This window comes from Streptomyces roseus (assembly GCF_001044425.1).
In the GTDB taxonomy this organism is placed as follows: Bacteria; Actinomycetota; Actinomycetes; order Streptomycetales; family Streptomycetaceae; genus Streptomyces; species Streptomyces roseus.
On record NZ_LFML01000126.1, the window covers coordinates 25,248 to 35,835 of the forward strand.

Below are 10,588 nucleotides of genomic sequence, written 5' to 3' on the forward strand. Positions count from 1 at the left end.
CCGCCAGGCGGGTGGCTCAGGACGGGGAGTCGTCATCCCGGTCACGGGCCCTTCGCCGGTAGTCCTGCGGGGCCAGCACGTACAGCTCAGCGACTTCAGGACGGGCAGGGTCGTGTACGTCGGGTTCGTCGAGGAGCCTGCGCACCGAGCGCAGCATGGTCTCGACGGTCTGTTCCGGGCTCCACTTCGTGCTCAGCGCGTCCATGTCGATGCTGCCGCAGGTGTCGATGTTGGGGTGGTAGAGCGGCTCTGTGAATCGCAGTCGCGGTCGGTCGGCGGGATACGTGGGGGGCACCGTGATGTCCACGGGCAGGGGCCGGCCGGCGAACACCGAGGACGCGTCCGGCAGCAGGATCGCCTTCCACCGGAACAGATCACCGTCTATGCAGGGATTGATGAGCATCTCGTCGGCCGGGGGAGGCGACTGCGTCAGCTGTGTCGCTTCCGTCTTCAGCTTGACCTCAGCAGTGGAATCCACGGGGTGTTCCATCCTTCCGACGAGGTGGCGGGCTGCCGGTCCGGTCGCTGCGGCGATCCGCGACCGGGCGCATCCCGCGTATGCCCAGCTCGCCGTGTTCCAGCACGGGCGAGCCGGCATGACATACAGGGCGTGCCTTCCGGTACCGCGCAGGACGGGGCCCGGCTGTCGTCCCCATGCGCCGATCAAAAGGGCACGGACCCGGCGGCCGGACGCCGGATGGCCGCCACGTCATGAAGATCGCACGCATGGACGGTGGTCGCGCGGGCACTCGGTGCTTCGGAGGTTGATGACTATGGTTCCCCTGCTTCTTGTTCTCCTGCTCGTCCTGATTCTCGCCGGTGCCGGTTTCGCGCTGAAGATCCTGTGGTGGGTCGCCCTCGCGGTGCTGGTGCTGTGGCTGATCGGCTTCGTGGCCCGCCCGAAGGGCAGCAGCGGCCGCTGGTACCGCTGGTAGCCCAACGGCACCGGCGCGGCCGGGACATGGCACAGACGGTGGCTTGCGCCCTGGCCAAGGGCGCAAGCCACCATCACGTTTGCGCGCCCGAACGCGGACACGGATCTGCACGGGGTGAAAGCGGGACAGCGCGGGTATGCGCGCAAGCAGCCGGGGCGGTCGCCGTGACGCAGCAGGGGAATCTGCTCGCCTCCACCGATCGGCGCCCGTCCCGGCCCTGATCCGGTCATGGCAGGCGTGTGCCGTTGGGTCCATTGGCCACTCGGGGTGTGTTCCGGGGACGGCGGCCCGCACGCGGCACCCGGGGGGAAGGGGTACCGCGTGCGGTCGCCAGCCGCGGCGGTCGTCCGTCCGCGAAAACGCCGCCGTCATGAAGGCGTGTGTCCCCGATCTCCGTGCCCAAACGGCCTGTCGGTCGGCGCTGTCCACATTCCAGTCCTGCCGATCCTCTTGGGCTTGGCCACCGGGACGGCGAGGAGGGAGGGCCAACCCCGTCCAACGGCGAGCCCTGCCGGGGTCAGGGGTCAGGCGCAGGGCCCTTCCCGCCCGTAGGGCAGGCAGCGACGACGATGCCGTCCGCCCCGCGGATGCGTCGTGCTCGGGTCAGAGCATCTCGAAGTCCTCGTAGTCGAATCCGGGGGCGACGACGCACGTCACCAGGACAGGTTCGTCTCCTGCCGGGGTGGCGGTCTGCCAGACGCCGGCCGGTACCAGGAACTGGGGCTGCTGCCCGTTCTCCACATCGGGACCCAGCACCGCGGCGTCCACCTCCTCGGGTGCGGTGGCGTCGCCGCCGAGCCGGAGGGTGAGGGCCCCGCCGCGGTGCCACAGCCACATCTCGTCGGACCGTACGCGGTGCCAGCGGGAGACTTCGCCGGGGTGCAGGAGGTAGTAGATGCCGGTAGCGCACGGTCGGGTCCCGTCGCGGCTGCCGCGGGCGGCTTGCGGGCTGGTCTGCCAGGTACGGCGGAACCAGCCGCCCTCGGGGTGCGGTTCGAGAGCCAGAGATCCCGTACGGCGGCGATGAGCCTGGCCCGGCGCACGGCTGAACGCCCCGCGAGCAGGAACTCGTCTGCCTTCCATCGCTGCATGGCCCCCTCGGCGGTGGCTTCGAACCGTAGTGCCGGGGCCTGCGTACGCTTCGGCGTGCGGAAAACGGATGTCAAGGGCGCGCCTGACGCGGCAGGATGCTCCGCATGACCTTGTCCACCCCCGAGATACAGACCGCCCGGCTGCGACTTCGGCCGTTCACGGAAGCCGACGCGGCATCGCTCTACGCGCTGCACAGCAGCGCCCGTGTGCTGCGGTACTGGGACTCTCCGCCGTGGACCGAACCGGCCCGCGCCCAGCGCTTCATCGCGACTTGCCGGAGGATCGAGGAGGAAGGCGCGGGAGCGCGGGTGGCCGTCGACCGCGTCTCCGACGGCGCGTTCATCGGCTGGTGCGGCCTGACCAACTGGAACCCGGACTTCCGCAGTGCGTCCTTGGGGTATGTCTTCGACGCCGCGGCGTGGGGACACGGGTACGCCACGGAGACGGCGCACGCCGTCCTGCGGTGGGCGTTCGACAGCCTCGACCTGAACCGCGTCCAGGCCGAGACCGACACCCGCAACGTGGCGTCCGCCCGGGTCCTGGAGAAGCTCGGTTTCGTCCGCGAGGGCACGCTCCGCGAGGACTGCGTCGTCAACGGCGATGTCTCCGACTCCTGGGTCTTCGGCCTCCTTCGCCGAGAGTGGCACCCGCCGGCCACGCCGATGGACGGCCGCTGAGACCGGTACCCACACCTGCCTTTCGGACCGCAGCCTCTCCCGAGGTTGCCGAGGGGCCATCCGGCGAGACCGTCCAGGCCGACAGCGTCCGGCCAACACGCATTCCCCGGGGAGGAGGCCGATACGGTCGCCCCGCGTGGTCGCGGCCCGGCCCACCGCCGGGGTTACAGGCCGAAGGCACCGCCCTCGACGAGGATGAGCAGGCCGATGGTGATCAGTACCAGCGGCAGCAGACCGAGGTAGGGAACGGCGGACCTCGGCAGGAGCCCGATGATGCCCAGCTCCACGCGCGGCCGTGCTCCTTCGGTTCGGGTGTCCCGATGGACGGTACCGGGAGCGAACCCCGGCGACCAGTCAGAGCCAGCCCTGCTGCGCCGCTTTGAGGCCGGCTTCGAAGCGGCTCGTCGCGTGGAGGCGTTCCATCAGGGCGGACATCTGGCGCCGGACGGTGCGCAGGGACACCCCGAGGCGCTTGGCGGCGGCCTCGTCGGTCATGCCCGAGGCCAGGAGCTTCAGCAGTTCGAGTTCGGTCGCGGTGGGAAGGGTGTCGCTGGGGCGGGGCCGGTCCGCGCCGAGCGGTACCGCCGCATCCCACGTCTGCTCGAAGAGGCTGGTCAGGGAGGCCACGATCCCGGGCGCGCTGGTGCACAGGGCGCCGAGCCGAGAGTGGTCGGGGTCGATCGGGACGACCGCCACCGAGCGGTCGAATATCAGCAGGCGCGGTGGCAGGAGCGGGCTCGTCCGCACCTGGCCGCCCTGTTCGGTCAGCCACCGCGCGTAGGCCAGCGTCGTCGGATCGTTGCGGGCGCTGTCCTGGTAGACCGAGCGCATCTCGATGCCGCGGTCCAGTGCCCGCCGGTCCAGCGGCCGGGAAGCCTCCAGGCTCGCTTCCGACAGTGCGCCGCCCGGCAGGATCGCGAGGCATTCCCGGGTCAGTTCGTGGGCGAGCTGCTCCAGGCGGCTCTGGATGGCGTCCATCCCCACGAGCCGTTCCGCGCCGTCGACCTCGGTGTTGGGGCTGAGTCCGGCGAACTCGGAAACCACCTGCGCCGCGGCCGCCTTGCTGCGGGCCAGCTCCTGCTGCTGTCTGGCCAGCTCCTCCTCCTGGCGGCGCAGCAGCAGCTCCAGGCCCAGTTCGGGTCTCACCGCGCGCAGGCCGCCGGGGCAGTCCCGGGACGGTCTGAGCAGGTCGAGGTCGACGAGCCGGTCCAGGCTCTCGCGTACCCGGGTCTCGGTCAGACCGAGGCGGTCACCGAGCTCGGCGATGCCTCCCGAAGGGTCGGCGAGCATGCCCCGGTACACGGCTTCCACGTCGGCTCCGAGCCCCAGCGTGTGCAGCATCTCCCAGCCCCCCGGCTGTAGTCGGGCCGCCCCCGGCGAGCGTCGCCCCCGCGATCGTAGGCGAAGTCTGTCACCAAGGTGCCAGGCCTGTTGGTGCCAGCCGAAACCTCTTCTTCGCAGATCCCGCGGGCAGCAACATGGTGTTCACCGGGACGGCGGGGAGGGAACTCCCCGACTCAGGCCAGAGCCGCAAGGACGATCCGGACCAGCGCGCAGCACACCGCACCGAACGCCTCGCTTCCACGCCTGTGACCTGGGGGAACCATGTCCCGCACCGCCCGCTTCGCCGCTGTCGCCGCCGTCCTCACCGCCCTGTGCGCCGGCGCGGTCACCACCGCCTCGGCGGCCGCCGCCGACGACCACAGCATCAGCGCCGCCTCCGACGGCAGCATCAACTGGGACACGGCGCCCGCGTCCGTCGACGGCAGCATCAACTGGGACACCGCGCCCGCGTCCGTCGACGGCAGCATCAACTGGGACACCGCCCCCGAGTCCGCCCGGGACAGCATCAACTGGGACTGACCGCAATGCGCGTCGTACGGGCCTCACTCTCAGGGCCACGCGCCGATCCTGACCCGGAGGGCGTGCTCGCGCTCGTTTCCGATCTGATCTGGGCCCACACGCCCGCCGCCCATGGACTCGAACACCTGCGGACCAAAGCCGCAGCCGACGGCGTGGACGTCTACCTCTTCCTGAGGGCCGCCTCCGAAGCCGCGGCCCTCGTCCAGGCCCACGCCATCCTCGACGGCGCCCGCGCCCCGCTGCGGGCGCACGGCTACCGCCCCGGCGAGCCGCGCCGCGAACGTTCCCCGGGAGAACACAGTGACCGCCACCCTCCGTCAGGCCGCCCGTAAGAGCGCGGGAGCCGCCCTCTCGACCGCCCTCGGAGCCTGCCTGCTCACCGTCGGGGCCGTCGCCACCGCCCCGGCCGCCGAGGCCGCGACCACGTGCGGCGGGACCGCCTCGATCTACGGCGTCCTTCCCGACGGTCGCCTGACCTTCAGTACGATCACCCCGGCCACCGGCGCGCTGAAGAAGGTGCGGGTCGGAGCCGACCTGGGGTTCGAGCCCAGGGCGATGGCCACCCTCGATTTCAACACCGTCCTGGTGACCTCGACGACGGGCGCGCTCTACCGCCTCGACGTCCTCACCAACAACGAGTCCCTCGTACTGGAACGCCCGCCCGTCAAGATCTTCGACAGCGGCTGGACCCACGACAAGCTCACCTACGACGGACACGGCCACCTGTACGGCACGGCGGGCGGGGTCCTGCTCCGATATCTGGTCTCACAGCCCAAGCCGACCGGCTCGGCGCACATCGGCCAGCGCAAGGAGATCGGCAGCGGCTTCGTCCTGAAGACCCTCACGGCCGCCGGAGACGACCGTCTGCTCGCCACCACGTCGGCCGGCGCGCTCTACTCCTACAAGATCAACGCCGATGGCACCTGGGACCGGGACGACCTCAAGCCGTCCGGCTGGTCCGGCTTCGACCAGGTCGTATCGCCCGGCGGCGGCCTCTACTACGGTCGGATCGAAACCACGGGCGCCATGTACTGGTACAAGGACGCCGACCCGGCGGACGGTTCCGGAACCGACATCGCGTACCACAACGACATCCCCGTCAACACCGGCGGCTGGACACAACGACTGCTCTCCGCCCAGCCGGGGACCTTCAGCTGCACCACCACCGCGGACCCGCTCGACGGCCACGACATACCCGCCGTGAAGGCGGCCGGCCGCGACCTGATGAACCGGTACGACGGCGGCGCCTGGAACAGCACCGCGCAGTGGAACTGCCTGGAGCAGCTCTGGGACAGGGAGAGCGGCTGGCGCTACTGGGCCGACAACCCGAGCTCCACGGCGTACGGCATCCCCCAGGCCCTGCCCGGTTCGAAGATGGACGCCTTCGGCGACGACTGGCGCACCAACCCGGTCACCCAGATCAAGTGGGGCCTGTCCTACATCGACGGCCGGTACGGCACGCCCTGCGGCGCCTGGACGCACTTCCTGAACAACAACTGGTACTGAACGGCCCCGAGCCGCACCGGCTCGCCCGCTCGCCCGCTCGCCCGTTCCCCCTTCCTCACCTCCCGGCCCGACGCGCGTACGTCAGGGCTGCCCAGAACCAGGAGACACCCATGTCCTCGTCGTCACTCATGCGCCGCCTCGCCGCCACCCTGGCCGTCTCCGCCACCACGCTCGGCATGATCACCCTCACCTCGGCGCCCGCCCAGGCCGCTGCCATCTGCGGCGGCAACGTGTCGGTCTACGGCATCCTCCCCGACGGCCGCCTCACCTACACGGCGATAGCCCCCAACACCGGTGACCGAGTCAAGACCCTGGTCGGCGCGAACCTCGGCTTCACGCCCAAGGCGATGGCCACCCTCAACTTCAACACCGTCCTGGTGACTTCGACGGCCGGCGAGCTGTACCGCGTCGACATCCAGACCAACGACAGCGCCCTGGCCCTGGCCGGTGTCACGAAGATCTGGGACAGCGGCTGGACCTTCGACAAGCTGACCTACGACGGCGCCGGGCACCTCTACGGCACGGTCGGCGGCGAGCTCCACCGCTACAACGTCTCCCAGCCCAAGCCCGCCGGACCCGCCCACATCGCCAAGCACGCCGTGATCGACACCGGCTTCGTCCTGAAGACGCTCGCCGCCGCCGGCGACGACGTCCTCATCGCCAGCACCGCCGACGGCCGCCTGTTGTCGTACCAGATCAACGGCGTCGGAGACTGGGAGAGCTCGGAGCTCAAGAGCTCGGGCTGGTCGGCGGTCGACAGCCTCGTCTCGCCCGGCGGCGGCCTCTACTACGGCCGTACGAACGGCGGGATGTACTGGTACCACGACGCCGACCCCACCGACGGCAAGGGCGACGACATCGCCTACCACCCCGCCGACCCGGTCGACACGAGCGGCTGGACCCAGAGCCTGCTCTCCGCCTTCGCCAACGACTGCACCTACCAGCCTCCGGCGCCCCCCACCCCCACCCCCTCCACCAGGGGCGGGCAGATCGCCCGCAGCGAGATCATGAGCCGCGCCGCGAACTGGCTGAGCCGTGACATCGCCTACAACCAGGGCGCGTACGCCTCCGACCCGGACGGCGACCACACCTACCGCACCGACTGCTCCGGCTTCGTCTCCATGGCGTGGCACGCCGGTACCAGCTACACGACCCAGAGCCTGTCGGGCACCGCCGCCACCATCTCCAAGTCCGACCTCCAGCCCGGTGACGCGCTGAACACCCTGGACGGGCACGTGGTGCTCTTCGAGAAGTGGGTCGACAAGGCCGCGGGCAAGTTCTCGTACATCCACGAGGCGAACACCAACGACGACATGATGCGCGGTCAGGACTACCTGAACGGCGGCAGCGACGGCCGCATCGCCGGCCACGCCGCCTCGGGCTACGTAGCCCTGCGCTACGACCACGTCGTCAACGGCTGACCCCCGCGCGAGCAGAGGCCGGACCACCCTCCACCGGGCGGTCCGGCCCTCACGCGTGGGTCGCCCACCCGGGGTCTCACGGGGACGTCCGGCTGCTCTCGTGCCCGGGCCGGCAGGTGGCTGCGCTGGACGCCGAGGGGCGGTCGGGGACAGGAATTTCGGTCAATCTTCGAGCTTCTCCAGACCGGGCGGGACATCCCCGGATCCAGTGAAGACCGCATATGGGAGTGTGGGCCTACGGCACGAATGACGGGGGTCAGATGTCGCGCGAGGGTTATTCAGGACGGATGGTGGCCGGACGGTACCGACTCGTCAGCAAGCTCGGGGCAGGCGGATTCGGCCAGGTGTGGAAGGCCTGGGACGAGAACCTTCGTGTGGATGTCGCGGTCAAGGAAGTCTCGCTGCCGCAGGCGGGCTCGGCCGGGGAACGGGCCGAACGGGTGGCTCGCGCGGAACGGGAGGCCCGGCATGCCGCGCAGTTGCGCACTCACCCCCATGTGGTGGCCGTCCATGACGTCGTGGTCGAAAACGGTGTGCCGTGGATGGTCATGGAACTCGTGGCTGGGCGCTCGTTGGAGCAGGAGATCCGAAACAGTGGCCGAATGCCCGTGGCGAAGGTACGAAGGATCGCCGTGGCGATCTTGGAAGCGCTTCGGGCTGCACACGCGGCCGGCATCGTGCACCGTGATGTGAAGCCCGCCAACGTGCTGTTGGCCGACGACGGCCGCGTGCTGCTCGCCGACTTCGGCATCGCGGTGCACGCCGCCGACACCAAGTTGACCGGGACCGGGATGGTGATCGGCTCGGTGGAGTACATCGCCCCCGAGCGCGCCGAAGGCGACGACGGGCACTCGGCAAGTGACCTGTTCTCCCTGGGAGTGACCCTCTACCAGGCGATCGAGGGCACCTCGCCCTTCCGGCGGTCGAGCGCCTCTGCGTCACTGAGGGCTGTGCTGGCGCACGAACCGCCTCCCCCACAGCACGCCGGACCGCTAGCCGGACTCATCACGCGACTGCTGGACAAGGACCCCGCCAAGAGACCCACGGCTGAGACCGCCCTGACCATGCTTGGTGCCGGCATGACGGAAACAACAGTGACAGAGGGCTCGTCAGAGGTCGAACCGCAGACCAGGCAGGACGTTGCCGCTCTGGTCGTCGGGTCCTTGAGCCTTCTGGCAGGCGTCGCTCTCAGTATCGGCTTGCGCTTTCCGAACGCCTCCGACAAGGCTGATCCAACCATGACGTTGATCCCGCTCGTCACCCTCTTGGGGTTCGTATGGGGCCTGGTGTGGTGGGGATCTTCAATGCTGCTTGGATCAGCTGTGGACCGCTTCGCCAAACGGTTGCAGCAGAGCAGCATACTTTTCAGCCTCGTGGCTCTCGTGAACATCATGCACTGGGCGACATTGACCGCTCGCCCTTTGTGATGGGGTGAGGCTGTGGCCGCGATGCGTAGATGAGCCGGGATGTGATGAGCGCGGGCGGCGGTGACCTCGAGGGTACGGCCGGGTCGGGCAGCGGACAACCAGATCAGGTGGCCGGTCTCATCGCTCAGGGCGGGGGAGTGCAGGCCGTGATGGCGGTGTTAGCCGGGTGCCGTCGATCGGGCCGAGCCATCCGCGATCGGTTGCAGGCGAGGGCGCTGTCGCCGTTCACAAGGAGGGTGCCGCCATTCGCGCACGTCAGCCTGGTGGGACGGTCGCAGCGCCGGAGGGCCGGGAGCCGGCCCCTCCCGCGTGCGACACCCCATCAAACTCCGCGTCACCGGCTCCGGTCTCGGCTGTACCGATTGGCCCATGTGTACCGGAGAAACGCTGGCCCCCACCGCGGAAATGGGCGTGCACGGCGCCATCGAATTCGGAAACCGGCTCCTCACCGGCGCACTGTGCGCGGTAGTGGGCTGGGTCGTCATCACCGCACGCCTCCAGAAAAGGCCGATGCCCGCGGTACTGCGCGGTGGCTGGGCGCAGTTCTGGATCGTCGTGCTCAACGCGGTCGTCGGCGGAGTGACCGTATGGATGCGCCTGAGTCCGTACATCGTCGCCGCGCACTTCCTCGCTGCCACGCTGCTGCTCACCGCCGCGGTGTACACCGGGCGTGCGGCGTCCGCCGATCCTGACGCGGAGGGCAGCGCCGACGCGCAGGACGGGAGCGGCGGCAGCGAGCGCTCCGTCGCGCGGGTCGGGTCGCAGTCGGCGGACGGCGCTGCCCGCGCTCCTCGTGATGCTCCACCTGCTGGGTTCGGCGCTCGTCTGGACCGGGGTACTCCAGGTGCAGTTCACGGTCAAGCGGGCCCGTTCCGGTCATTCGGGTCCGCTCAGCGGTGCGCAGCTGCCGCGTGCGCGGGGCGCGGCGACGCACGCATGATCCGCCGGGAGGCCAGTGCGGGGCTCATGCGGTGACGCGTCCTCGTCGTTCTGCTGCGGGCTCTCCCAGGAGGATTCGCTTCGCAATGCAGTTCTTCTGGTCGGTGATCAGCTTTCGTGACGGCCTTTTCAGATCGGACATCGCCGGGACGCAATGCCCTGACCTGATATGGCAGCCCGCACCGGAGACCGACGCTGACGCGAGTGGGGGCGCGACTGCCGACTCCGGCCGGAGCGGCGTGGTGACCTGGGTGCGGTGGGGCGCGCAGGGAAGCATGCTGACTCAATGCCCGGGGGTGTCCTGTTCGGAGCCACGATGACGTGCCGTCCTCCCTGCGCGCGGCCGGCCGGAGCTATTCGCCTGCGCTCATGCGTCTGAGGGCGCCCACGCTCGAGCATGCGCTGCCGAAGATCACGAGCCCTCCGATCACGAACAACACGTTTGATGTGGTCGAATTTTCGGACTTCTGCTCTTCAAGGTTGTTACTCCCGGTCTGCTTGCCGTTCGAATAGCTGACGCAGGTGTCGCCCTCCGACATCTTCTCGCCGCCGCACTCGTCGGACGAACCCTGGAATCCGAGCCAGATGAGCGCCGCGCCAATGGCGAGGAATACGAGGCTCGCTAGGAGGTCCTGCGCCGGGGTGTTCTCTCTGCCTGACGCCATGACTTTCAGCCTTCCATCCGTGGGTGTGGGGTTTCGACCACGAGGTTGGTCCCCGGCCGGAGC

At 69.6% G+C, this 10,588-nt stretch carries 13 protein-coding genes; 8 read left to right on the top strand and 5 right to left on the bottom strand.

Annotated features, from left to right (window positions below):
- Positions 1-16: 16 nt before the first annotated feature.
- A complete protein-coding gene (locus ACS04_RS28005; RefSeq protein WP_158977561.1) occupies positions 17-478 on the bottom strand; it encodes a ubiquitin-conjugating enzyme E2 variant in 462 nt (153 codons plus the stop codon).
- 295 nt (positions 479-773) lie between these two features.
- Between ACS04_RS28005 and ACS04_RS28010 the strand changes: the two genes are divergently transcribed.
- Positions 774-935: a hypothetical protein gene (locus ACS04_RS28010; protein ID WP_048479588.1), complete on the top strand. Its 162-nt coding sequence runs from the start codon at positions 774-776 to the stop codon at positions 933-935.
- A 603-nt stretch (positions 936-1,538) separates the two neighbouring features.
- Here ACS04_RS28010 and ACS04_RS28015 read toward each other — a convergent pair.
- Entirely contained in the window at positions 1,539-2,018 is a 480-nt protein-coding gene (locus ACS04_RS28015) for a cupin domain-containing protein (RefSeq protein WP_078865425.1), read from the bottom strand.
- A 113-nt stretch (positions 2,019-2,131) separates the two neighbouring features.
- Between ACS04_RS28015 and ACS04_RS28020 the strand changes: the two genes are divergently transcribed.
- Positions 2,132-2,704 (top strand): GNAT family N-acetyltransferase, encoded by a 573-nt coding sequence (locus tag ACS04_RS28020; protein WP_048479589.1) that lies wholly within the window; start codon positions 2,132-2,134, stop codon positions 2,702-2,704.
- A gap of 164 nt (positions 2,705-2,868) precedes the next feature.
- Here the strand turns inward: ACS04_RS28020 and ACS04_RS40135 are convergent, their stop codons facing one another.
- Both ACS04_RS40135 and ACS04_RS28025 read right to left on the bottom strand, forming a co-directional pair.
- Complete coding sequence (locus ACS04_RS40135) at positions 2,869-2,991, bottom strand: hypothetical protein (protein WP_280921033.1); 123 nt, start codon at positions 2,989-2,991, stop codon at positions 2,869-2,871.
- Positions 2,992-3,058: 67 nt separating this feature from the next.
- Complete coding sequence (locus ACS04_RS28025; protein WP_048479590.1) at positions 3,059-4,045, bottom strand: helix-turn-helix transcriptional regulator; 987 nt, start codon at positions 4,043-4,045, stop codon at positions 3,059-3,061.
- Between the two features lie 264 nt (positions 4,046-4,309).
- Between ACS04_RS28025 and ACS04_RS28030 the strand changes: the two genes are divergently transcribed.
- From ACS04_RS28030 to ACS04_RS39615, 6 genes are all read left to right on the top strand, one after another.
- Positions 4,310-4,567 (top strand): hypothetical protein, encoded by a 258-nt coding sequence (locus tag ACS04_RS28030; RefSeq protein ID WP_048479591.1) that lies wholly within the window; start codon positions 4,310-4,312, stop codon positions 4,565-4,567.
- 62 nt (positions 4,568-4,629) lie between these two features.
- A complete protein-coding gene (locus ACS04_RS28035; RefSeq protein WP_053080976.1) occupies positions 4,630-4,899 on the top strand; it encodes a hypothetical protein in 270 nt (89 codons plus the stop codon).
- A complete protein-coding gene (locus ACS04_RS28040) occupies positions 4,868-6,073 on the top strand; it encodes an aggregation-promoting factor C-terminal-like domain-containing protein (protein WP_048479592.1) in 1,206 nt (401 codons plus the stop codon). The genes ACS04_RS28035 and ACS04_RS28040 overlap by 32 nt, the downstream gene beginning before the upstream one ends.
- Positions 6,074-6,183: 110 nt before the next feature.
- A complete protein-coding gene (locus ACS04_RS28045) occupies positions 6,184-7,494 on the top strand; it encodes an NlpC/P60 family protein (protein ID WP_048479593.1) in 1,311 nt (436 codons plus the stop codon).
- A gap of 260 nt (positions 7,495-7,754) precedes the next feature.
- Positions 7,755-8,921, top strand: a complete 1,167-nt coding sequence (locus tag ACS04_RS28050; RefSeq protein WP_158977564.1) for a serine/threonine-protein kinase — start codon at positions 7,755-7,757, stop codon at positions 8,919-8,921.
- A 369-nt stretch (positions 8,922-9,290) separates the two neighbouring features.
- The gene (locus ACS04_RS39615; RefSeq protein WP_245236571.1) at positions 9,291-9,896 is read left to right on the top strand and encodes a COX15/CtaA family protein; all 606 of its coding nucleotides are present in this window, start codon (positions 9,291-9,293) and stop codon (positions 9,894-9,896) included.
- A gap of 317 nt (positions 9,897-10,213) precedes the next feature.
- Here ACS04_RS39615 and ACS04_RS28065 read toward each other — a convergent pair whose 3' ends face one another.
- Positions 10,214-10,525, bottom strand: coding sequence for a hypothetical protein (locus ACS04_RS28065; RefSeq protein WP_048479595.1), 312 nt, complete (start codon positions 10,523-10,525; stop codon positions 10,214-10,216).
- Between the last annotated feature and the right edge of the window lie 63 nt (positions 10,526-10,588).